Origin of the sequence: Rathayibacter caricis DSM 15933, from assembly GCF_003044275.1 — a bacterium.
Classification (GTDB): domain Bacteria; phylum Actinomycetota; class Actinomycetes; order Actinomycetales; family Microbacteriaceae; genus Rathayibacter; species Rathayibacter caricis.
This window is the reverse complement of the sequence record NZ_PZPL01000001.1, coordinates 153,561-174,159: the sequence shown is the minus strand read 5'-3', so window position 1 is coordinate 174,159 and position 20,599 is coordinate 153,561. Positions and strand designations below refer to the sequence as shown.

The following is a 20,599-nucleotide window of genomic DNA, read 5'->3' as shown; positions in this document are numbered from 1 at the left end:
GGCGGCGTCCCGATCCGCTCAGCGGAGGACGCCGGCCACAGCGGGACGCGCCCTCGGGGCGCCGACCGCATCGATCGAGAGAGAGTTGTGACGAGTGTCTGACAGAAACCGCGACGACGTCGACTGGTCGACGGCTGCCGAGCAGTCGTCGGAGGTCGAGGAGACGCAGGAGGGCGGCACCCTCACGCAGGCGGAGGACTCCGTCGAGCCCGCCGAGGAGGGCGCCCTGAGCGTCATCGACGAGAACGAGTCCGAGGAGGACCTCGCGTCCGACCTCGAGGCCGCGCTCGACGCCATCGGGTCGGTCGACGACCCCGATGCCGACCGCGCCGTCGACGAGGCCGCGCACATCGACACCGTCGAGGAGGCCGAAGCGGCCCTCGAGGCCGTCGAGGACGAGGCCGAGGTCGCCGCCGAGGACGCGGAGGCCGCCGGCGAGGACCTCGCCGACATCGACCCCTACGAGGCGTTCCGCACCGAGCTCCGCGGCAAGCCCGGCAAGTGGTACGTCATCCACTCCTACGCCGGCTTCGAGAAGCGCGTGAAGTCGAACATCGAGAACCGCAAGGTCTCGCTCGAGGCCGAGGACTACATCTTCGAGGTCCAGGTCCCGATGGAGGACGTCGTCGAGATCAAGAACGGCCAGCGCAAGATGGTCACGCGCGTGCGAATCCCCGGCTACGTGCTGGTGCGCATGGACCTGAACGAGGACTCGTGGTCGGTCGTCCGCCACACCCCGGGCGTCACCGGCTTCGTGGGCAACGCCCACAACCCGACTCCGCTGCGCTTCGAGGAGGCCTTCACGATGCTGAAGAGCCTCGTCGAGATCAAGGACGTCGCCCCCTCGAAGGCGCCCGGCGCGAAGGGCCAGAAGCAGGCCCAGCGCGTGCTGCCCGCCGAAGTCGACTTCGAGATCGGCGAGACCATCACCATTAAGGAGGGCTCGTTCGCCGGGCTCCCCGGCTCCATCAGCGAGATCAAGCCCGAGAGCGGCAAGCTCACGGTGCTCGTGTCGCTGTTCGAGCGCGAGACCCCCGTCGAGCTGTCGTTCGACCAGGTCACCAAGCTCTGACGTCCCGACGTCCCGACGTCGCGACGACGCCCTCTCCGCTGCCGCGGAGGGGGCGTTCGCCGTTCCGGGGGTGCTCCTCGGCGCGGGTGCCGGTGCGATCTGCAGGGGATCCCGGCGAAGAAGCGCTTTCCTCCGCCTCGCAGGCGCGGGCGGGCGCGATTCCCCTGCAGACGGTGCGGATGCCTGCAGATGGTGCGCATGCCTGCAGAAGATGCGGGGCCCGTGGATCCGCCCTGTCGGGAGTGGCGGGAGCCGTGTAAGCTCGTACGGGTTTTCGTGTCGGCGCCCGTTCGCGTGCGCGCCGGCCGACCCTCCTCCACCGCGATCCGACTCCGTCGGGTGCGCGGGAGAGCGGCCGGGAACCCCCGACCACTCGAACCCTGAGAAAAGGAATCAGAATGGCCCCCAAGAAGAAGGTCACCGGCCTGATCAAGCTCCAGATCAAGGCCGGCGCGGCGAACCCCGCGCCCCCGATCGGTCCGGCGCTCGGTCAGCACGGCGTCAACATCATGGAGTTCTGCAAGGCGTACAACGCGCAGACCGAGTCGCAGCGCGGCAACGTCATCCCCGTCGAGATCACCGTCTACGAGGACCGCTCGTTCACCTTCATCCTGAAGACCCCGCCCGCCGCGGAGCTCATCAAGAAGGCCGCCGGCGTCGCCAAGGGCTCCTCGACCCCGCACACCGTGAAGGTCGCGAAGCTCACCCAGGCGCAGGTCCGCGAGATCGCCGAGGCGAAGCAGGTCGACCTGAACGCCAACGACATCGACGCCGCCGCGAAGATCATCGCCGGTACTGCTCGCTCGATGGGCATCACGGTAGAGGGCTAGTCCTCCGCCCTTCCAGAACTCAACATCCGTGGGAGAGCCCGCCAGGCTCTAGAACCACATTCTCGTTTCAAGGAGAAACAACATGGCACAGAAGTCGAAGGCCTACCGGGCCGCCGCGGCCAAGCTCGAAGAGGGCAAGTACTACACCGCCGAGGAGGCCGTCGCGCTCGCTCGCGAGACCGGCTCCGCGAAGTTCAACAGCACCGTCGAGGTCGCGCTGAAGCTGGGCGTCGACCCGCGCAAGGCCGACCAGATGGTCCGCGGCACGGTCATCCTGCCGCACGGCACGGGCAAGACCGCCCGCGTCATCGTGTTCGCGACGGGTCCGGCCGCTGAGGCTGCGATCGCCGCGGGCGCCGACGAGGTCGGCGGCGCCGAGCTCATCGAGAAGGTCGCCGGCGGTTACGTCGCGTTCGACTCCGCCGTCTCGACGCCGGAGCTCATGGGCCAGGTCGGACGTCTCGGAAAGGTGCTCGGCCCCCGCGGCCTCATGCCCAACCCGAAGACCGGCACCGTGACCCCGGACGTGGCCAAGGCCGTGAACGAGATCAAGGGCGGAAAGATCGAGTTCCGCGTCGACAAGCACGCCAACGTGCACCTCGTCGTCGGCAAGGCCGCGTTCACCGAGGAGCAGCTCCAGGAGAACTTCAAGACGGCTCTCGACGAGATCAACCGCCTCAAGCCCTCCTCCTCGAAGGGCCGCTACATCCAGAAGGCCGCCGTCTCGACGACCTTCGGCCCCGGCATCCCGCTGGACGTCAACGTCCTCGCGTAAGTCGGAGTCGCTGCACTGCAGCACCGACAGGAGGGGGTCCGCTTCGGCGGGCCCCCTCCTTCGTTCTCGATGTCCGGGACAACCGCGTGAAGGTGAACGTCGGGTGAACGAACGGCGCGGCGGCTCCCGGACGTTTGGCGTGCCGCGGGGCGCGACGCACACTGTTCGTCGTGCCCGAACTGCTCGTCCTGATCCTGGTGATCACCACCGCACTCGCCTTCGACTTCACGAACGGGTTCCACGACACCGGCAACGCGATGGCGTCGTCGATCGCGACGGGGGCACTGAAGCCCAAGCGCGCGGTCGCCCTCTCGGCGGTCCTCAACCTGGGGGGCGCGTTCCTCTCGATCGAGGTCGCGAAGACCGTCGGCGGCGACGTGGTCGATCTCAGCGCCGCCCAGGGCGAGCAGCTGATGCTCATCGTCTTCGCGGGACTCGTGGGCGGCATCATCTGGAACCTCGCGACGTGGCTGTTCGGCCTGCCCTCCAGCTCCTCGCACGCTCTCTTCGGGGGCCTCATCGGCGCCGCGCTCGTCTGGGGTCTCGTCGCTGGGCTGAACGGCGTGAAGTGGGACGGAGTGCTGGCGAAGGTCGTCGTACCGGCGCTCCTCGCTCCGGTGATCGCCTCGCTGGTCGCGGCGACGGGGACGCGCCTCATCACCCGGATCACCCGCTCACTGCCGCGCGAGTCGTCCGAGCGCCGGTTCCGCTACGGCCAGATCGGCTCCGCCTCGCTCATCTCACTGGCGCACGGCACCAACGACGCGCAGAAGACGATGGGCGTCATCTTCCTCGCCCTCATCGCCTACGGAGCGGCGACTCCCGAGAGCGACGTGCCGTTCTGGGTCAAGGCGTCGTGCGCCGTCGCGATCGCGCTCGGCACCTACCTCGGCGGCTGGCGCATCATCCGGACGCTCGGCAAGGGTCTCGTCGACATCACGGCTCCGCAGGGACTCGCGGCCGACACCTCCTCGGCCGCCATCATCCTGACGTCGAGCCACCTCGGCCTGCCGCTGTCGACCACGCACGTCGCGACCGGCTCGATCCTGGGGTCGGGCCTCGGGCTCCCCGGCGGCTCGGTCCGCTGGCGGGTGGCGGGCCGGATGGTCCTCGCCTGGTTCATCACGCTCCCGGCCGCCGCCGTCGTGGGGGCGCTCTGCTGGCTGCTCGCGAACACGGTGGGCGGACTCGGCGGCGTGCTGGTCGTCTTCGTGCTTCTCGTCGCCGCCGCGACCGCGATGTGGCTGCACTCGCGCCGCTCTCCGATCACCGCGGACAACGTCACCGAGGACTGGGAGGCCGCCGTGCCGGTTCCCGAACCCGTCCGCCCCGTCACCGTGGAGGGCTCGCGATGAGCATCGACCTCGCCGCCATCGGCGGATCCGTCCTGCAGGTCCTCGTCGTCGGGCTGCTGTTCGGCGCCGGGCTGCCCGCCCTGTTCGCCCTGGGGGTGCGCGCGTCGGCCGTCGCCGACGGTTCCGTCGAGGGGCGGCCCGCTCGGGGGCGGGCCGTCGCGGTGCTGTGCTTCGGCCTCGCCGCCGTGGCGGTCGCGGCCGGCATCGTCGTGATCGTCTTCGGCAAGCAGATCTTCGGGGGCTGAGTGGGCCCGCACTCGAGGGGCCTGACGGACGGTGCCGTGATCCGTCGGGCGGTCGCGTCCGATGCCCGCGAGCTCGCCCGGGTGGCCGCGATGACGTTCCCGCTCGCCTGCCCGCCGCACACGAGCGAGGAGGCGAAGGCCGCGTTCATTCGCACGGTGCTGTCGGAGGAGCGCTTCGCGGGCTACCTCGCGGATCCCGACCGGTCGCTGTTCGTCGCCGAGGACGACTCCGGGGCTGCGATCGGCTACACGATGCTCGTGCGGGGCGAACCGGGCGACGCTGATGCGGCCGCCGCGGTGCGCCTGCGACCGACCGTCGAGCTGAGCAAGTGCTACGTCCTGCCCGGCAGCCACGGGAGCGGAGTCGCCTCCGCGCTGATGGAGGAGTCGCTCGAGGACGCCCGGGGGAGCGGGGCCGCCGGGGTGTGGCTCGGAGTGAACCGGCTCAACGAGCGCGCGCAGCGGTTCTACGCGCGGCACGGCTTCGCGGTGGTGGGGGAGAAGCGCTTCCTCGTCGGCGACCGATATGAGGACGACTTCGTGCTGGAGCGCCCGCTGCCCTGATGCTCGCGGAGGATCCGGGAGGGTCAGCCCTCGCAGACGGTGAGGACGATCTTGCCGCGCGTGTGGCCGGTCTCGAGCTGCTCGTGGGCCTCCGACGCCTTCTCGAGCGGGAAGACGCCGTCGATGAAGACGCGCACGTCGCCCGACTCGAGCAGGCGTGAGACGACGGCCAGCGTCGCTCCGTCGGGCGCGACCTTGAACGTCGAGGCGCGCACGCCCGCGGCGGCCGCCTCCTCGAAGAACCCGGGCCAGCTGCCGGTCGGCGCGTTCACGATCAGTCCGCCGGGCCGCAGCACGCTCAGCGACCGGGAGCCGGTGTCGTCGTGCACGTTGCCGACGAGGTCGATCACGACGTCGACGTCGGCGAGCACCTCGTCGAAGCGCTCGGCGGTGTGGTCGACGACCTGGGAGGCGCCGAGCTCGCGAAGCCACTGCAGGTTGCGCGTGGATCCGGTCGCGATGACGGAGGCGCCGAAGTAGGCGGCGAACTGCACCGCGAAGTGGCCCACTCCGCCCGATCCGGCGTGGATGAGGATCCGCTGGCCCTCGTGCGCCTTGGCGAGCTCGACGACCATGCCCCACGCGGTGAGCGCGGCGAGCGGGACGCCGGCCGCCTCGACGTGCGACAGCGTCGAGGGCTTCCGCGAGACGGAGACGCTGGGCACGCTGACGTACTGGGCGTAGGAGCCCGAGTAGCGGGGCACCATCACGAAGCCGTAGACCTCGTCACCGGGGCGCAGCGGGTGCGCCGGGTACGGGCTCGAGACGACGACGCCGGAGAAGTCGTGGCCGAGGACCGCGGGGTAGGAGGTGATCTGCGACGCGACTCCGCGGCCCGCGCGAGTCTTCACGTCGAGGGGATTCACTCCGGCCGCGATCACCTTGACCGTGAACTCGGCGTTGATGGCCGTGGGGGTCGGCACCGTCGCGAGGTGCAGCACCGAGGCGTCGCCCGGCGCGTCGATGACCGCCGCCGTCATGGTGTCGGGCAGGACCACCTCCTCCGGGATCTCGCCGATCGTGAGGCCGTGTCCGAGCGCACTGCTGTGCATCATCGCCCTTCCTGTGTCCCGGCCCCGGTGGTGGTTCCAGGGGTGGGCGACGCTCTGGCGTGCGTCCCCCGACCCCGTCTCCGAGCGCCGCGCTCAGTCAATCGAGGTAATGAGTCCGGGCTGTTACGGCGGTGTCACCCGCCCGAGAAGATTGGCTCTCGGTCCCCCGTACGGGAGGTGAGGCGGGCTCGGAGGCGCGGTCTGGCACCATGGGGGGATGCAGCGTGGACGAGTCGAGGGCCCCCTGCTGATCGCCGGTTCCGTGCTCGTCCTGGCCGGCCTGGCGCTGCTGCTGGGCGCGCGCCTGAGCCTCACCCGCTGGGTCTACGTCAGCGAGATGGGCGCCCCCGACATGCCGACCGCCGGGGTCGTGCAGGCCGCTCTGCTCCTGGTCGCCGCGGGAGGCACCGCCGTCGCGATCGGCGCCCGCGCGGTGCGCACGCGGCTGCTGCCGGCTCTCCCGCCCGCGCTGGCCCTCCTGCTGGCGTCGGCGTGCTTCGCCCTCGCCTCGCAAGTGACCTGCACGGCCGGCTGCCCGCTGCCGGTCGGGCCGAGCTTCAGCTGGCAGGACCTGATCCACACGAGCGCCGCCGTGCTCGGCTTCGCGTCGGCGTGCGTCGCGATGCTGCAGCTCGCCACGGCGCGGGAGCGGCCGGCGGTCGCCCGCCTCTCGCTGATCGCCGGGATCGCGGTCGCGGTGGTCGCCGGCGCGGGCGCGATCCTCTCGCTCCTCCGGGTGTGGATGCGCCTGGGCGGTACGCTGGAGTTCGTCGCCACCGGGATCGCCCTGCTGTGGCTGGCGATCGTGGGCGCGGTGCTCGCGCGCGAGGAGCTCAGCTCTGCGCGAGCCAGTCGCGGACGTGTCCCCGCAGCAGCTCCGTCTGCCGCTGCTGGCCGTCGTCCCGCGGCGGGACCCGCTCGAGCCGTGCCTCCGGAAGACCTCTCGCCCACTGCTCCGCGACGGCGACCGGGTGCACCGGATCGCGCTCGGCGGCGATCACGAGCGTCCGCGCGATGACCTGCGCCAGCTCGGTGGAGTCGCGGTAGGCCGCGTTCCGCGGGATCTCGGCGAGGCGGACGGCGCGCTCCTCGGCCTTCGGCGCGCGGAACTGCTGCGCGAGCGCCTCGGCGCCCGCGGGCGACTCCTCCTGAGCGCGGTGGAAGAGCCCGGACGCGCGGAACACCCGCTCGCCGCGTTTGGCGCCGTGGTCGTGCAGCAGCTGGGCGAGGACGGGGAACACCGCGAGGTTCTCGGGAAGGGGCTCCGAGGTGAACGCGGGACGGACGAAGACGGCGCGGTCGATCGGCAGGAACCGCCGGGCGGCGAGGCGCAGGGCGATCGCCGCGCCCATCGAGATGCCGAGCACCGTGAGCGGCTTGTGCGCGGCTCCGGCCCGGACGACCTGCTCGGTGACCTCGTCGGCGAGGGAGTCGAGCGAGAAGTCGGCGCTCGAGCCCAGGAGCTCGGAGGCGCCGTGCGCGCGGACGTCGGGCGCGATCACCTCGCTTCCGGCGGGCAGCGCCGGACGGAGCAGCCCCAGCGGCTGGGAGCGGTCGCCGCCCAGGCCGTGGAGGAGGAGGACGGTCACCGCGCGCCCGCGCGGGTTCTCTCGTGCAGCTCGGCCATCAGCATGCCCGCGAGGCGGACCAGGACGTGGATCTCGTCCTCGTCGCGGTCGACCCAGCGGAACTCGGGCTCGGCGTCGATCGGGACGAAGTCGCGGTGCTGCTCCCAGACGACCAGCGTGCGCTCGGCCCCGAGCACGTACTGCTGCCAGAAGACCTGCCGGAGGTAGTGGCGCGGGATGCTGCGCCAGGGCTTGGTCGTGGTCTTGATCTCGCAGAGCTCCAGCCGGCCGTCCTCGCGCAGGCCGATGCCGTCGGGGGTGGCGAGGTGGCGTCGCTCCTGGCTCGCGTGGAAGAGGGTGCTGCTGGGTTCGATCTCGTGCTCGCGGTGCACCCATGCGGCGATCTCGGGCTCGCGGGCCCGGCCGTGGTCGGTGAACGCGTTGCCGCCGAAGCCGCTGCCGTAGAGCTTGTCGAGCGCGACGCGGTCGATCGCGGCGGCCGAGGAGAGGCGGGCCACATCCGTCGCCGTGATGCCCCGGGAGCGGGCGCGCAGCCAGGCGACGCGATCACCGGAGTGGGCGACGACGCGCTTCAGGTGCGGCGGCTCGGCCTCCCGGAAGACGGGCTGCGTCTCCCAGGGGAACGTGAGCTGCAGATCGGGCACCGATCCATTCTGCGCCCGTTCCCAGGCGCTGCCGAATCGGCACGCGGGGCTCCGGCGTTCGCCGAGCGCGAGATCTCGCAGGATCCGGAGGACTGCGGGTGCAGGTCAGGAGGCCGCGAGGAAGGAGTCGACGACCGCGGGGGAGAGGAGGTGCCGACGCACCATCAGGGCGGCGCCGCGGACGCCGCCGCCGCGGTCGCCGGAGGCCTGCACGATGTCGAGGGAGCGGGTGGCCAGGGGGAGGGAGCGGCGGTAGACGACCTCCCGGACGCCCGCGAGGACCTCGTGGCTCGCCTCCGCGATGCTGCCGCCGATGACGATGACCGAGGGGTTGAGCAGGTTCACGCAGGTGGCGAGCACCTCGCCGATGTCGCGGCCGGCGGCCCGGGTCAGCTCGACGGCCGTCGGGTCGCCCGCGTTCAGCAGCCGCACGACGTCGGAGGTGCTGCTCACGTCGCCGCCCAGCCGGCGGGCGATCGCGGAGCCGCTCGCGATCGCCTCGAGGTCGGCGTCGCCGTGATCGCCCGGCACCTGCACGTGCCCGAGATCGCCGGCCGCGCCCAGGGCGCCGCGCTGCAGCGCGCCTCCGCTGACGATGCCGGCGCCGATGCCGGTGGACACCTTCACGTAGAGGAGGTCGTCGACGCCGGCGTAGTGGTCGGCGTGCTCGCCCAGGGCCAGGAGGTTCACGTCGTTGTCGACGAGCACGGGCACGGGCAGGGTGCGCGCGACGAAGGCGGGGATGTCGAAGCGGTCCCAGCCGGGCATGATCGGCGGCTTCACCGGGCGGCCGGTGGCGTGCTCGACCGGCCCGGGGACGCCGACGCCGACGCCGGCGAGCGGGCCCGCGGCGGGGCCCCGGCGAGCAGGGCGGCGGCGGTGTCGAGTGCGTGGCCCAGGACGGCGAGCGGTCCGTCGGCGATCGCGATCGCCTCGCGTCTCTCGGCCAGGACGACGCCGTCGAGGTCGGTGAGGGCGATGGTCGCGTGCGCGGCCCCGAGGTCGATCGCCAGCAGGCTGCGGGCGCTCGGGTCGAAGGCGATGCGGGCGGCGGGGCGGCCGCCGGAGGAGGGGGCGTCGTCGCGCCGGACGACGAGGCCGGTGGCGGCCAGCAGGTCGAGCTGGGCCGAGACCGCCGCGCGGGGGAGCCCGGTCTCGGCGACCACGTCGGCGCGGGTGCGGGCGTCTCCGTCGGAGAGGAGGAGGAGCAGCTCGCCCTGCGCGCTCGTGGCGGAGCGGCGGCGGGTCGGCATGGCGGAAGTCAACCACAGCACCGGGCCTTCTGCTGGCGACGCAACCGACTTCTCCTGCGGAGTCGCGAAGTTCTGCTTGTTGCCGGTCAAAAGTCCGCGTAGGGTTCGGAGCACCCACGTTCGACGTCGATCAGGAGCACCCCCGGTGGCCACATCCACAGACCTCTCCGTCCAGCTCTACTCGGTCCGCGAGCCGCTCGCCGCCGACCTGCCCGCCACCCTCGACCGCCTCGCCGGCATCGGCTTCACGAAGGTCGAGCTCTTCTCGTTCGTCGACCTCGCGGAGGGCTACCGCTCGGCGCTGCCCGCCAGCGGCCTGACGGCACCCAGCGCCCACGCGCGCCTCCTCGGACCGCAGGAGGGCACCTCCGTCGACGAGATCCTCGACATCGCCGCGTCGCTCGGCGTGCAGACCGTGATCGATCCGCACGTGGACCCGACCCGCTGGACCACCGCCGACGACGTGAAGACGATCGCCGACGAGCTCAACGCGCTCGTCGACTCCGCCGCCTCGCGCGGGCTCACCCTCGGCTACCACAACCACGCGTTCGAGTTCGAGAACCGCGTGGACGGCCTCAGCGCCTTCGAGCACCTCGCGAGCCTGCTCGACGACCGGATCGTGCTCGAGCTGGACACCTACTGGGCCGCGGTCGGCGGCGACGACCCCGCCGCGGTGCTCGGCCGCCTCGGCGACAAGGTCCGCTTCCTCCACATCAAGGACGGCCCGGTCTCGAGCGACACGCAGGAGCAGCTTCCGGCCGGGAAGGGCGCGATGGACATCCCGTCGATCCTCGCCGCCGCCCCGCAGGCGCTCCCCGTGCTCGAGTTCGACGCCTACGCGGGCGACATCTTCGAGGGCCTGACCACCGGCTTCTCCTACGTCTCGGAGCTCTCCGCATGAGCGGCGCGGGACGCGTCGGCGTCGGCGTCATCGGCGCCGGGAACATCAGCACGCAGTACCTCACCAACCTCACGGTCTTCCCCGACCTCGAGGTGCTCTTCGTGGCCGACATCGACCTCGAGCGCGCGAAGGCCCAGGCCGAGGCGTTCGGTGTCCCGGGATCGGGCACCGTCGAGGAGCTGCTCGCGCACCCCGGCATCGAGATCGTCGTCAATCTGACGATCCCGGCCGCGCACGTCGAGGTCGCGCGCCGGGCTCTCGAGGCCGGCAAGCACGTCTGGACCGAGAAGCCCTTCTCGCTCGACCGCGACAGCGGCGTCGAGCTGCTGGCGCTGGCGAAGGAGAAGGGGCTGCGCGTCGCGACGGCACCGGACACCTTCCTCGGCGCGGGCCTGCAGACCGCGCAGCGGGTCATCGAGAGCGGAGCCATCGGCACGCCCCTCTCGGCCATCACGTTGTTCCAGGGCCCCGGCCCCGAGGGCTGGCACCCGAACCCCGAGTTCTTCTTCGCGCCCGGCGGCGGCCCGCTGCTGGACATGGGGCCGTACTACATCACGACCCTCGTGCAGAACCTCGGCCCGGTCGAGAGCGTCACCGCGGTGTCCTCGCAGGCGCGCACCACCCGCGTCGTCGGCTCCGGCCCGCGCGAGGGGACCGAGTTCCCGGTCACGATCCCGACGCACATCGGCGGACTGCTCCGCTTCGAGTCCGGCGCCTCGGCGCAGGGCGTCTGGAGCTTCGAGTCGAGCATGCAGCGGATGGGCTTCGTCGAGATCAACGGCTCCGAGGGCACGCTCGTGCTGCCGGACCCCAACATGCACGACGGCGAGGTCACCCTGTACCGCCGCGGCGAGAAGGAGCCGGAGGTCATCACGGCCACCGGCTCGACGTTCTCGCGCGGCACCGGGGTGCTCGAGCTCGCCCGGGCGATCCGGGCCGATCGGCCCGAGGCGGCGTCCGGCGACCTCGCGTACCACGTCACCGACGTGATGCTGTCGCTCCTCGAGGCGGCCGAGACGGGCGAGAAGGTGCTCGTCGAGAGCACCGTCGCGCCGCGCCCGGCGGTCCCCGAGGACTGGGACCCGAGCGAAGCGACCCTGGTCTGATGGGCGGAGCCCTGCGCGTCGGCGTGCTCGGCGGCGGGTTCATGGCCGCCGTGCACAGCCGGGCGGCCCGGAGCGCCGGCGCGGTCCTGGCCGGCGTCGCCTCCTCCAGCCCGGAGAAGGGCGAGAAGGCGGCGGGCGAGCTCGGCTTCGAGCGCGCTTACGCCGACGCGCGGGCGCTGATCGAGGACGACGACATCGACGTGATCCACGTCTGCACGCCCAACGCGTCGCACGCCGAGCTCGCCCTGGCTGCGATCGCAGCGGGGAAGCACGTGGTCTGCGAGAAGCCGCTGGCCGCGACGGTGGCCGAGGCGGAGTCGCTCGCCAGCGCCGCGTCCGCCGCGGGGATCGTCGCGACGGTGCCGTTCGCCTACCGGTTCCACCCGATGGTGCGCGAGGCGCGCGCCCGGGTCGTTGCAGGAGAGACCGGTCGACTGGTCACGGTGCGCGGCAGCTACCTGCAGGACTGGCTGCTGGGCGCGTCCGAGGACAATTGGCGCGTGGATCCGGCCGCCGGCGGGCGCTCGCGCGCCTTCGGCGACATCGGCTCGCACCTGGTCGACCTGCTCGAGTTCGTGACGGGCGAGCGGATCGAGGCTCTCGCGGCGATCACGAGCACGATCCACGCCGAGCGGGGCGGCCGCGCGGTCGAGACCGAGGACGTGGCCGGGGCGATCGTCCGTCTGGCGGGTGGCGCCGTCGGCACCCTGCTCGTCTCGCAGGTCACCGCCGGGCACCGGAACGAGCTCGTGCTGGAGGTGTCGGGACTCGAGGAGTCGCTGCGCTTCGAGCAGGAGCTGCCCGAGACACTCTGGGTCGGGCGCCGCGACAGCGCGGTGCTCGTGCCGCGCGACGGCGCGATCCTCGCTCCCGACGCGGCCCGCCTCTCGATCGTGCCCAGCGGGCATCCGATGGGCTATCAGGACGCGTTCGCCGCGTTCGCCCGCGACACCTACGCTGCGATCGCCGGAGCCGAGGTCGAGGGTCTGCCGACGTTCGACGACGGACTCCGCGCCGCCCGCATCACCCAGGCCGTGCTCGACGCGGCCGACTCCGGCGCCTGGGTCACCGTGCCCGGCGCGCTCTGACACCCCTGTCGTCTGACACCCCTGTCGAAGGAGACAGCGCCATGAGCGAGAAGACCTACGCCGCCACGCACCCGGTGACCCTGTTCACGGGCCAGTGGGCGGATCTGCCCTTCGAGGAGGTGGCGCGCCTGGCCTCCGAGTGGGGCTACGACGGCCTCGAGATCGCGGCGTCGGGCGACCACCTCGACCTCCGGCGCGCCGACGAGGACGACTCGTACGTCGCGTCGCGGCGCGAGATCCTGGACCGCCACGGACTCGAGGTCTTCGCGATCTCGAACCACCTCACCGGCCAGGCCGTCTGCGACGACCCGATCGACTTCCGCCACAAGGCCCTCGTCCGGGACTACACCTGGGGCGACGGCGACCCTGAGGGCGTGCGGCAGCGGGCGGCCGAGGACATGAAGCGCTCGGCCCGCGTCGCCCGCAAGCTCGGGGTGGACGTGGTCGTCGGCTTCACGGGGTCGAAGATCTGGCCGTACGTGGCGCAGTTCCCGCCGGTGCCGGCCTCGGTCATCGAGGAGGGGTACCAGGACTTCGCGACGCGCTGGAACCCGATCCTGGACGAGTTCGACGCCCAGGGCGTCGTGTTCGCCCACGAGGTGCACCCGTCCGAGATCGCCTACGACTACTGGTCGAGCGTGCGGACGCTCGAGGCGATCGACCACCGGAAGTCGTTCGGCTTCAACTGGGACCCGTCGCACATGATGTGGCAGAACATCGACCCGGTCGGGTTCCTCTGGGACTTCAAGGACCGGATCCACCACGTCGACTGCAAGGACACGCGGATGCGTCCGCAGAACGGCCGCGCGGGCGTGCTCGGCTCGCACCTGCCGTGGGGCGACCCGCGGCGCGGCTGGGACTTCGTCTCGACCGGACACGGGGACGTGCCGTGGGAGGACGCGTTCCGGGCGCTCGAGGCGATCGGCTACTCCGGCCCGATCTCGATCGAGTGGGAGGACGCGGGGATGGACCGACTGCACGGGGCGGCGGAGGCCGTGGGGTTCATCCGCTCGCTGCTCTGGAAGACGCCGACGGCATCGTTCGACGCGGCGTTCTCGAACCAGTAGAGGGACGGACCGGGGTCGGGGAGGCTACTCGGCGGCCTTGGCGGCGCGCTCGGACTTCAGGCGGGCCTGCTCGCGGCGCACCTCGGCGTAGCGGTTCTGCTCGACGCGGAGCCACTCGGGCACCTCGTCGAGGAGGGCCTGGATCTCGTCGGTCGTGAGCGCCTCGGTGAGGCCGCCGCGGGCGAGCCCCGAGATCGAGACGTTCAGCCGCGAGGCGATGACGGGACGGGGGTGCGGGCCGTTCTCGCGCAGCTCCACGAGCCACGCGGGCGGGTTCGCGACGAGCTCGTCGTACTGCTCGCGCGTGATCGCCGACTCCTGGAACTCCTCCGGAGTCGCGGGCAGGAAGATCTGGAGCTTCTTCGCCGCGGTCGCAGCCTTCATCGTCTGTGTCGCCTTGGCCATGCGGCAACCCTACCGTCGCGCGCACAGCGCCTACCCTGGACGGATGAGCGACGAGCCGGACACCCCGCAGCAGGACGCCGACGTCGTCGGGACGGAGCGCCTGGACGAGGCTGCGGTCGAGGGGGACGAGACGGACGCTGCTGAGGCGGACGCCGCTGAGACCGACACGGCTGCGACGGACGCTGCGGACGCGGACGAGCCGGCCGGCCCGGTCTTCTCGGTCGCCCTCGCGCCCGGGGTCACCCCGACGAAGTGGACGCGCATCTGGGGCGACCGCCGCGCGGACCTGCCGCTTCGCGTGCTGGCGCTCGACGAGGACGAGACGCCGCGCGCGCTGCTCGACGGCCGCGCGCAGGTGGCGTTCGTCCGCGGCGACGTCGACTCCTCCCTCCTCAGCGCCATCCACCTCTACGACGAGCAGCCGGTCGTGGTGCTCGGCCGCGAGCACGCCTTCGCCGACGCGGAGTCGGTCGACGTCGCCGACCTGGCCGACGAGCACCTGCTGCAGGAGCCGTCGGCGGTGCCGGAGTGGGCGGCCGTCGCGGTGGAGATCGCCGACGGCTCGCGGCGACCGCTGCCGAGGATGTCCGGACTCGACGACGCCGTCGAGCAGGTCGCCGCGGGCGTGGGCGTGCTGATCGTGCCGCAGGCCGTCGCCCGCGTGCACAGCCGCAAGGACGTGCGGGCGGTGCCGGTCTCAGGAGTCGCGCCGACCGCGGTGCGCCTGGCCTGGGTCACGGAGGAGAAGACGGACGACGTCGAGGACTTCATCGGCGTGGTCCGCGGCCGCAGCTCGAACACGACGCGCGGCACGGCCGCGACGCCGAAGGTCGAGTCGCGCGCGAAGGCGGCGAAGGCCAAGGCCCGCGAGGCGCGCGAGAAGGCGGAGAAGGCGGGCGGCGGGAAGAAGAAGCCCGCACGTCCGGGCCCGGCGAAGGCCGTCGTGCGGCGCACGCGGAAGCCCCGTGGCCGCTGACTGGAGTCTGCGGGCGGCGACCGCCGACGACGCGGAGTGGATCGCGGAGCTCCGCGCCGTCGTGATGCGGCCCGACCTCGAGCGGCTCGACCGCTACGACGAGCACCGCGTGCGGCACCGGTTCCTCGACGGATTCGTGCCCGAGCGCACCCGGGTGATCGTGGTCGACGGCGTCGACGTCGGCTGCATCGCCTCGCGCGTCGAGGACGACGCGGTCTGGATCGAGCACTTCTACCTCGCGACGTCCGCGCAGGGCCGGGGCACCGGCTCCGCTGTGCTGCGGCACGTGATGACGGAGGAGGCCCGGGCGGGGCTGCCGTTCCGGATCGACGTGCTGAAGCTCAGCCCCGCCCGGCGGCTCTACGAGCGCCACGGCTTCCGCTGGGAGCGCGCGGAGGAGTGGGACGACATCCTGGCGACGCAGGCGGGGGCCTGACCCTACGCTGGGACGATGCGCCACGGCATCGTCATCCTCCCGCAGGAGACCTGGACCACCGCCCGCCGCAAGTGGCAGTCGGCGGAGGGGCTCGGCTTCGATCACGCCTGGACCTACGACCACCTGTCGTGGCGCTCGCTCGCCGACCAGGTGTGGCACGCGACGATCCCCACGCTCACCGCGGCGGCGCTCGTCACCGAGACGATCCGGCTCGGCACCTTCGTCGCGTCGCCGAACTTCCGGCATCCGGTGCCGTTCGCGAAGGACGTCGCGACGGTCGACGACATCGCCGGCGGGCGCTTCGTGCTGGGCGTGGGCTCGGGAGGGACGGGCTTCGACGCGTCGGTGCTCGGGCAGCCCGCTTACGCGGCCCGGCAGCGGCACGAGCGCTACGTGGAGTTCGTGACGGCGCTGGACGTGCTGCTCCGGCACGAGGAGCCGGGCTCGGGCGGGATCGACATCGAGGGCGACTGGTTCACGGCCCGCGGGGCCCGGATGGTCGGCGAGCCGGCGCAGCGTCCGCGCGTGCCCTTCGTGCTCGCGGCCAACGGCCCGAAGGGTCTCGCGCTCGTCGCGGAGCGCGGGCAGGGCTGGGTGACCACCGGGCCCGAGAGCACGACGAGCGAGGAGTGGTGGTCGGCGGTGGCCGCGCTGAGCGGGCGGCTCGACGACGCGCTGGACGCGGCGGGGCGCGATCCGCGGTCGATCGAGCGGCACCTGTCACTCGACTCCGGGCCGCACTACTCGCTGTCGAGCGTCGACCTCTTCGAGGAGATGGCCGGGCGGGCGGGGGAGCTCGGATTCACGGACGTGATCTCGCACTGGCCCCGGGCCGACGGGCTGTACGCGGGCGACGACGAGGTGCTGTACGAGGTGGCGGCGCGGTTCTGAGGGGGCGTGCGCTGTCGGGGCTGCTGGTGACGTGGGTCTCGATACGCCCCTGCGGGGCTACTCGACCAGCAGCAGGTGAGGCGGGTGCGCTGTGCTTGCTGATCGAGTAGCGCGCGGAGCGCGCGTATCGAGATCGGCGGTGTCTGGAGTAGGTGGGTCTCGATACGCCCCTGCGGGGCTACTCGACCAGCAGCAGGTGAGGCGGGTGCGCTGTGCTTGCTGATCGAGTAGCGCGCGGAGCGCGCGTATCGAGATCCGCGATGTCTGGAGTGGGTGGGTCTCGATACGCCCCTGCGGGGCTACTCGACCAGCAGCAGGTGAGGCGGGTGCGCTGTGCTTGCTGATCGAGTAGCGCGCGGAGCGCGCGTATCGAGATCGGCGATGTACGGAGTGGGTGGGTCTCGATACGCCCCTGCGGGGCTACTCGACCAGCAAGGGGGGCGTCAGAGGAGGGAGCGCACGAGGCGGCCGACGACCGGCAGCTCGGTGAAGCCCTCGGACGCGAGGAAGTGGCGGCCGCCGGGGACGACGTCGACCGGGGCGCCGAGTGCCGACGCCAGGGCGTCCGTCGCGGTGGCCGGGACGAACGGGTCGTCGTCGGAGCGGACGACGTGCACGGCGCCGAGATGCGGGCCCGCCTCGGCGATCACGGCTCCGGGGTCCTCACCGAGGAACGCGTCCAGTGCGGGCAGGGCGGGCAGAGGCTCGACGAAGCCCGACACCAGTACCGCGGCGTCGACGCGAGTCCCGGTGGCGGCGATGGCGCGCAGGGCGGTCACGCAGCCGAGGCTGTGCGCGACCACGACCAGGCGGCCCGGCCCGCGGGCGGCTCCCAGTGCCTCCGCGACGCTTGAGCGCCAGGCGGCCGCATCCGGAGCCATCGCGTCGGGCAGGACGACGCGCGTCACCGTCGCGCCGAGCGACTCGGCCTCGCGCTCGAGCCACGGGAACCAGTGGGCGCGGACCGAGGCGCGGTAGCCGTGGACGATGAGCAGGTGCGAGGACATGCGGGGGACAACCGCGCGGCGCGCAGCGGGATTCCCGGTGACGCGGCGGTCACTCCTCCGAGGTGAAGAAGGCCTCGACGGCGCGGGTGAGCGCGACGAGGTCGTCGACGTGCGCGAGCTCGCGGGCGGAGTGCATCGAGAGCAGCGGAACGCCCACGTCGAGGGTCGAGATGCCGAGGCGCGTCGCGGTGAGGGGGCCGATGGTCGAGCCGCACGGGACGGAGTTGTTCGAGACGAACTCCTGGTACTCGACTCCGGCCTCCGCGCAGAGGCGGGACCAGAGCGCCGTTCCGCGCGCATCCGTCGCGTAGCGCTGCGACGCGTTGATCTTGAGCAGCGGGCCGCGGCCGGCGACGGGGCGGTTCACCGGGTCGTGCTTCTCGGCGCGGTTGGGGTGCACGGAGTGACCGGCGTCGGCCGACAGGCACCAGGAGGCGGCGATCGCCCGCACGCGCTCGTCGACACCGGCGCCGAGGGCGGCTCCGATGCGGGTCAGCACGTCCTCGAGGAACGGGCCGCTCGCTCCGGAGCGGCTCGCGGAGCCGAGCTCCTCGTGGTCGAAGGCGGCGAGGACGGTGATCCGAGCGGGCGGTGCGGCGGTGGCGCTCGCCGCGAGCAGGGCGACGAGACCGGCGTGGACCGAGCTGAGGTCGTCCATCCGCCCCGCCGCGAAGAGCGTGCCGTCGAGGCCGAAGCGGCGCGGCTCCTGCGTGTCGGCGGTCACCAGGTCGTAGCCGGCGATGTCGGACGCGTCGGCGAGTCCCGCCTCTGCGGCGAGGAGGTCGAGCAGGTCGACCTCGGACGCGTCGCCGAGGCCGAACACGGGGACGGTGTGCTTCTGCCGGTCGAGGGTGAGTCCGTCGTTCTGCTCGCGGTCGAGGTGGATGGCGAGCTGCGGGATGCGCAGGAGCGGACCCGTGCGGACCAGCAGCTCCCTCCCGTCGCGGGTCACGACACGGCCGGCGAGCTCGAGCTCGCGGTCGAGCCAGGAGTTGAGCAGCGGTCCGCCGTAGATCTCGACGCCGGCCTGCAGCCAGCCCTCGGAGCCGATCGTGGGGTTCGGCTTGAGCGTGAAGCCGGGGGAGTCGGTGTGCGCGCCGAGGATGCGGAACGGCGTGACGGCGGTCGCCGCGTCGGGGACGTGCCAGGCGATGACCGCGCCGTCGCGGACGACGAAGTAGCGTCCGGGGGCGTCGGGCCACGCCTGCGTCTCGTCGAGGCCGATGAAGCCGGCGTCGCCCAGGCGGCGGGCGGTCTCGGCCGCGGCGTGGAAGGAGGAGGGGGACGCGGTCAGGAAGTCGGCGAAATCGGCGAGGTGGGCGTCACGATCGATCATCCCTCCAGTGAACCATCCGCCTCTCGGGGTTCCGCGCGCGGAACTCGCGGATTCCTCCGGGGCGGGAGGCCTCAGCGCGCGACAGACCGGTAGCGGCGTCCGCGTCGACCGAGCACGATGCTCTCGCCGTGCACCTGGGCATCGAGAGAGGAGCCGCCGAGGGCAGCGGCCCGTCGCCTGGTCGGTGCCCTCGCCGCGGTGGCGTCTGTCAGCGCGCGGTGACGGTGGGGTGGGGGCGCCGACGAGAATCACGGCAGAGGCGCTCGCCGCGAGCGAGTCGCTTCGGGTGACGCGTCGCCGCGAGCGACGAGCTCGGCGAAGCCGGCGGGGATGACGGCGAGTGCGGTGTGCATCCGCATCACCACAGCGTGATCGATGCTCTCGCGGGTGCTGGTGCGGGAGGGGTCGTCGGAGCCGAGGACGAGGAGGCTGGTGCCGCCGGCCGCAGCGAGGAGGCTCTGGACGGTCTCGCCGTGCGCGAACCGGAGGTCTACGGCGAGTGCGGGGTGCTCTGTGCGCACAGACGCGACGACCTGCGCGATGTCGAGACGGAGGCTGTCGATCTTCTCCTCGATGCGATGGGCGGGGCAGTCGGCCGCGTCCTCCTCGATCGGGCGCAAACGCCAGCTCTGCACGATGCGGAGGGGCTCGGACCGACGGTCGGCTTCGTCAGCGGCGAAGGCCAGTGCGGCCACTGCGGCGGCGGACCCGTTGTACCCGATGACGATTCCCGGGGCGCCGTGGCTGGAGTCGATCGGCACGATGACGACGGCGATCGTCCCGCGTCGCGTCAGCACCATTCCGAGCGAGCGCTCGAAGCGGCGAGGGTGCTCGTTGCGCGCGTCGGTACCGACGACGAGGACGGTGCCGTCCTGGCAACGGCGCTCGAGTTGCTCGGCGGGGTCGCCGTGCAGGAGCTCGGCTGTGAAGCGGATCCCCGTACGGTCGCGCTGCAGGGTTGCGGCGAGGTCGACGAGTGCCGAGTGAGGGGTCGGGCGCTTCTCGGAGGGGGCGGTGACGTGGCAGAGGATGACATGGCGATCGAGCAGGTATTCGCGCGAGATCGCCCAGTCGAGTGCGGTGAGGGCGGCGGTGGTGCCGGCCCAGGCGACGAGTGTTGTCATGACGATGCCCTCGGCCGCTCGCGGGCCATGTCGCTGCGAGCGCGTCGACGAGGACCCTCAGGGGAGCCGTGATGGAGCGGAGCCCGGGGTGAGGAGAGTCCGCGGACGTGTGCGGCGCCGCCGACGACGAGCAGGTCGACGCCCTCCAGGCGGAGTGCGGCGTTGACGTCGACGACCTCGACGTCGAGAGTCTCGGCGAGGCCACGGCCGATCGCTTCGGCGATGCGGTGGGTGGTTCCGAACTGGGATTCGTCGACGACGAGCGCGCGCACGGGGTGCCTTCCGATGAGTGGCGGCGAGGGCCTCCGTCTCCACTCTGCGCTCTGTTCAGCGGGCGGGAGTAGGGCCGTTGGTCCCCTTCCGCCGCACGCTCCGCGATCCTGACCCGGCGACGTACGCTCGCCCGATGACGAGCCCGCATCGCACGCCCCTCCCCTTCACCTGGCACCAGAAGCACAGTCGGTCGCTGACCTTCGGCGAACGGGCGGCGGATGTGCTGCGCAACTCGATGGGCAGCTGGCGGTTCGTCTTCGGCTTCGTCGCGTTCATGCTCGTGTGGGCGATCGTGAACTCGTTCGCGGCGGGGTGGGACGAGTACCCGTTCATCCTCCTGAACCTGTTCCTGAGCATGCTCGCGGGCCTGCAGGGGGCGATCCTGCTGATCGCGGCGAAGCGTCAGGACGGCATCGCCGCGGCGCTCTCCCAGCACGATTTCGAGACCGACGTGACTGCGAGAGCCGACATCGAGGTGCTGCTCGAGATCAACCGCGAGCAGGCGCTGCTGCTGGAGGAGATGCGGGGGATCCTGCGTCGCCTCGACGAGCGGGCGCTCCCGGCGGTGCTGTGACCGGCCAGGCGCCGAGGACGAGGAACAGCAGGACGA

24 protein-coding genes and 1 pseudogene are annotated in these 20,599 nt (G+C 72.2%); 15 read left to right on the top strand and 10 right to left on the bottom strand.

Annotated features, from left to right (window positions below; translation table 11 throughout):
• The first annotated feature begins 94 nt into the window (after window positions 1-94).
• The 6 genes from nusG (at window position 95) to C1I63_RS00775 (ending at window position 4,841) form a co-directional block, all read left to right on the top strand.
• On the top strand, window positions 95-1,072 hold the full coding sequence (gene nusG / locus C1I63_RS00800; protein ID WP_055790617.1) for a transcription termination/antitermination protein NusG: 978 nt from the start codon (window positions 95-97) through the stop codon (window positions 1,070-1,072).
• 398 nt (window positions 1,073-1,470) lie between these two features.
• Entirely contained in the window at window positions 1,471-1,902 is a 432-nt protein-coding gene (rplK, locus tag C1I63_RS00795; RefSeq protein ID WP_055790620.1) for a 50S ribosomal protein L11, read from the top strand.
• An 82-nt stretch (window positions 1,903-1,984) separates the two neighbouring features.
• On the top strand, window positions 1,985-2,677 hold the full coding sequence (rplA, locus tag C1I63_RS00790) for a 50S ribosomal protein L1 (protein ID WP_055790630.1): 693 nt from the start codon (window positions 1,985-1,987) through the stop codon (window positions 2,675-2,677).
• 170 nt (window positions 2,678-2,847) lie between these two features.
• Complete coding sequence (locus C1I63_RS00785; protein WP_244906940.1) at window positions 2,848-4,032, top strand: inorganic phosphate transporter; 1,185 nt, start codon at window positions 2,848-2,850, stop codon at window positions 4,030-4,032.
• Window positions 4,029-4,277 (top strand): hypothetical protein, encoded by a 249-nt coding sequence (locus C1I63_RS00780; protein ID WP_107573401.1) that lies wholly within the window; start codon window positions 4,029-4,031, stop codon window positions 4,275-4,277. The genes C1I63_RS00785 and C1I63_RS00780 overlap by 4 nt, the downstream gene beginning before the upstream one ends.
• Before the next feature lie 36 nt (window positions 4,278-4,313).
• Window positions 4,314-4,841, top strand: a complete 528-nt coding sequence (locus C1I63_RS00775; RefSeq protein ID WP_342353100.1) for a GNAT family N-acetyltransferase — start codon at window positions 4,314-4,316, stop codon at window positions 4,839-4,841.
• 23 nt (window positions 4,842-4,864) lie between these two features.
• Here C1I63_RS00775 and C1I63_RS00770 read toward each other — a convergent pair whose 3' ends face one another.
• Window positions 4,865-5,893 (bottom strand): NADP-dependent oxidoreductase, encoded by a 1,029-nt coding sequence (locus tag C1I63_RS00770; RefSeq protein WP_425326983.1) that lies wholly within the window; start codon window positions 5,891-5,893, stop codon window positions 4,865-4,867.
• A gap of 217 nt (window positions 5,894-6,110) precedes the next feature.
• Here C1I63_RS00770 and C1I63_RS00765 point away from each other — a divergent pair.
• Window positions 6,111-6,695, top strand: a pseudogene (locus tag C1I63_RS00765) (DUF998 domain-containing protein); the annotation flags it as partial.
• Window positions 6,696-6,726: 31 nt separating this feature from the next.
• Here the strand turns inward: C1I63_RS00765 and C1I63_RS20070 are convergent.
• From C1I63_RS20070 to C1I63_RS20310, 4 genes are all read right to left on the bottom strand, one after another.
• Complete coding sequence (locus tag C1I63_RS20070; RefSeq protein ID WP_244906939.1) at window positions 6,727-7,482, bottom strand: alpha/beta fold hydrolase; 756 nt, start codon at window positions 7,480-7,482, stop codon at window positions 6,727-6,729.
• Window positions 7,479-8,126, bottom strand: a complete 648-nt coding sequence (locus C1I63_RS19600) for a YqaJ viral recombinase family protein (RefSeq protein WP_170116280.1) — start codon at window positions 8,124-8,126, stop codon at window positions 7,479-7,481. The genes C1I63_RS20070 and C1I63_RS19600 overlap by 4 nt, the downstream gene beginning before the upstream one ends.
• 105 nt (window positions 8,127-8,231) lie before the next feature.
• On the bottom strand, window positions 8,232-8,909 hold the full coding sequence (locus C1I63_RS20315) for an ROK family protein (RefSeq protein ID WP_342353099.1): 678 nt from the start codon (window positions 8,907-8,909) through the stop codon (window positions 8,232-8,234).
• Complete coding sequence (locus C1I63_RS20310) at window positions 8,906-9,379, bottom strand: MarR family transcriptional regulator (protein ID WP_342353098.1); 474 nt, start codon at window positions 9,377-9,379, stop codon at window positions 8,906-8,908. The genes C1I63_RS20315 and C1I63_RS20310 overlap by 4 nt, the downstream gene beginning before the upstream one ends.
• A gap of 145 nt (window positions 9,380-9,524) precedes the next feature.
• Here C1I63_RS20310 and C1I63_RS00750 point away from each other — a divergent pair, with 145 nt between their 5' ends.
• The 4 genes from C1I63_RS00750 to C1I63_RS00735 are packed head-to-tail and all read left to right on the top strand — an operon-like array spanning window position 9,525 to window position 13,541.
• Window positions 9,525-10,280: a sugar phosphate isomerase/epimerase family protein gene (locus C1I63_RS00750; protein WP_244906938.1), complete on the top strand. Its 756-nt coding sequence runs from the start codon at window positions 9,525-9,527 to the stop codon at window positions 10,278-10,280.
• Window positions 10,277-11,386: a Gfo/Idh/MocA family protein gene (locus C1I63_RS00745; protein WP_055790655.1), complete on the top strand. Its 1,110-nt coding sequence runs from the start codon at window positions 10,277-10,279 to the stop codon at window positions 11,384-11,386. The genes C1I63_RS00750 and C1I63_RS00745 overlap by 4 nt, the downstream gene beginning before the upstream one ends.
• The gene (locus C1I63_RS00740; protein WP_107573399.1) at window positions 11,386-12,474 is read left to right on the top strand and encodes a Gfo/Idh/MocA family protein; all 1,089 of its coding nucleotides are present in this window, start codon (window positions 11,386-11,388) and stop codon (window positions 12,472-12,474) included. Before C1I63_RS00745 ends, C1I63_RS00740 begins: the two co-directional genes overlap by 1 nt.
• A 41-nt stretch (window positions 12,475-12,515) precedes the next feature.
• A complete protein-coding gene (locus C1I63_RS00735; RefSeq protein ID WP_170116279.1) occupies window positions 12,516-13,541 on the top strand; it encodes a sugar phosphate isomerase/epimerase family protein in 1,026 nt (341 codons plus the stop codon).
• 24 nt (window positions 13,542-13,565) lie between these two features.
• On the opposite strand, the gene C1I63_RS00730 is transcribed toward C1I63_RS00735, so the two are convergent.
• On the bottom strand, window positions 13,566-13,946 hold the full coding sequence (locus tag C1I63_RS00730) for a DUF5997 family protein (RefSeq protein ID WP_055790667.1): 381 nt from the start codon (window positions 13,944-13,946) through the stop codon (window positions 13,566-13,568).
• A 43-nt stretch (window positions 13,947-13,989) separates the two neighbouring features.
• Between C1I63_RS00730 and C1I63_RS00725 the strand changes: the two genes are divergently transcribed.
• The 3 genes from C1I63_RS00725 to C1I63_RS00715 are packed head-to-tail and all read left to right on the top strand — an operon-like array spanning window position 13,990 to window position 16,249.
• Complete coding sequence (locus C1I63_RS00725; protein ID WP_107573398.1) at window positions 13,990-14,922, top strand: LysR family transcriptional regulator substrate-binding protein; 933 nt, start codon at window positions 13,990-13,992, stop codon at window positions 14,920-14,922.
• Window positions 14,912-15,358, top strand: a complete 447-nt coding sequence (locus C1I63_RS00720; RefSeq protein ID WP_244906937.1) for a GNAT family N-acetyltransferase — start codon at window positions 14,912-14,914, stop codon at window positions 15,356-15,358. Before C1I63_RS00725 ends, C1I63_RS00720 begins: the two co-directional genes overlap by 11 nt.
• Before the next feature lie 15 nt (window positions 15,359-15,373).
• Window positions 15,374-16,249, top strand: a complete 876-nt coding sequence (locus C1I63_RS00715; protein ID WP_107573397.1) for an LLM class flavin-dependent oxidoreductase — start codon at window positions 15,374-15,376, stop codon at window positions 16,247-16,249.
• A 443-nt stretch (window positions 16,250-16,692) separates the two neighbouring features.
• Here C1I63_RS00715 and C1I63_RS00710 read toward each other — a convergent pair whose 3' ends face one another.
• The 4 genes from C1I63_RS00710 to C1I63_RS00695 form a co-directional block, all read right to left on the bottom strand.
• Entirely contained in the window at window positions 16,693-17,256 is a 564-nt protein-coding gene (locus C1I63_RS00710) for an RBBP9/YdeN family alpha/beta hydrolase (protein WP_107573396.1), read from the bottom strand.
• Window positions 17,257-17,305: 49 nt separating this feature from the next.
• Window positions 17,306-18,592, bottom strand: coding sequence for a M18 family aminopeptidase (locus C1I63_RS00705; protein WP_107573395.1), 1,287 nt, complete (start codon window positions 18,590-18,592; stop codon window positions 17,306-17,308).
• Between the two features lie 248 nt (window positions 18,593-18,840).
• Entirely contained in the window at window positions 18,841-19,716 is an 876-nt protein-coding gene (locus tag C1I63_RS00700; protein WP_107573394.1) for a universal stress protein, read from the bottom strand.
• A complete protein-coding gene (locus C1I63_RS00695) occupies window positions 19,713-19,988 on the bottom strand; it encodes a hypothetical protein (protein WP_107573393.1) in 276 nt (91 codons plus the stop codon). Before C1I63_RS00695 ends, C1I63_RS00700 begins: the two co-directional genes overlap by 4 nt.
• Before the next feature lie 134 nt (window positions 19,989-20,122).
• Between C1I63_RS00695 and C1I63_RS00690 the strand changes: the two genes are divergently transcribed.
• The gene (locus tag C1I63_RS00690; protein WP_244906936.1) at window positions 20,123-20,563 is read left to right on the top strand and encodes a DUF1003 domain-containing protein; all 441 of its coding nucleotides are present in this window, start codon (window positions 20,123-20,125) and stop codon (window positions 20,561-20,563) included.
• The last annotated feature ends 36 nt before the right edge of the window (window positions 20,564-20,599 follow it).

Coding starts and splice junctions, on each gene's coding strand:
- rplK (WP_055790620.1), top strand. CDS start 1,471: ATGGCCCCCAAGAAGAAGGTCACCGGCCTGATCAAGCTCCAGATCAAG.
- rplA (WP_055790630.1), top strand. CDS start 1,985: ATGGCACAGAAGTCGAAGGCCTACCGGGCCGCCGCGGCCAAGCTCGAA.
- C1I63_RS00780 (WP_107573401.1), top strand. CDS start 4,029: ATGAGCATCGACCTCGCCGCCATCGGCGGATCCGTCCTGCAGGTCCTC.
- C1I63_RS00770 (WP_425326983.1), bottom strand. CDS start 5,893: ATGCACAGCAGTGCGCTCGGACACGGCCTCACGATCGGCGAGATCCCG.
- C1I63_RS20310 (WP_342353098.1), bottom strand. CDS start 9,379: ATGCCGACCCGCCGCCGCTCCGCCACGAGCGCGCAGGGCGAGCTGCTC.
- C1I63_RS00745 (WP_055790655.1), top strand. CDS start 10,277: ATGAGCGGCGCGGGACGCGTCGGCGTCGGCGTCATCGGCGCCGGGAAC.
- C1I63_RS00740 (WP_107573399.1), top strand. CDS start 11,386: ATGGGCGGAGCCCTGCGCGTCGGCGTGCTCGGCGGCGGGTTCATGGCC.
- C1I63_RS00735 (WP_170116279.1), top strand. CDS start 12,516: ATGAGCGAGAAGACCTACGCCGCCACGCACCCGGTGACCCTGTTCACG.
- C1I63_RS00730 (WP_055790667.1), bottom strand. CDS start 13,946: ATGGCCAAGGCGACACAGACGATGAAGGCTGCGACCGCGGCGAAGAAG.
- C1I63_RS00725 (WP_107573398.1), top strand. CDS start 13,990: ATGAGCGACGAGCCGGACACCCCGCAGCAGGACGCCGACGTCGTCGGG.
- C1I63_RS00715 (WP_107573397.1), top strand. CDS start 15,374: ATGCGCCACGGCATCGTCATCCTCCCGCAGGAGACCTGGACCACCGCC.
- C1I63_RS00710 (WP_107573396.1), bottom strand. CDS start 17,256: ATGTCCTCGCACCTGCTCATCGTCCACGGCTACCGCGCCTCGGTCCGC.
- C1I63_RS00705 (WP_107573395.1), bottom strand. CDS start 18,592: ATGATCGATCGTGACGCCCACCTCGCCGATTTCGCCGACTTCCTGACC.
- C1I63_RS00700 (WP_107573394.1), bottom strand. CDS start 19,716: ATGACAACACTCGTCGCCTGGGCCGGCACCACCGCCGCCCTCACCGCA.
- C1I63_RS00690 (WP_244906936.1), top strand. CDS start 20,123: ATGACGAGCCCGCATCGCACGCCCCTCCCCTTCACCTGGCACCAGAAG.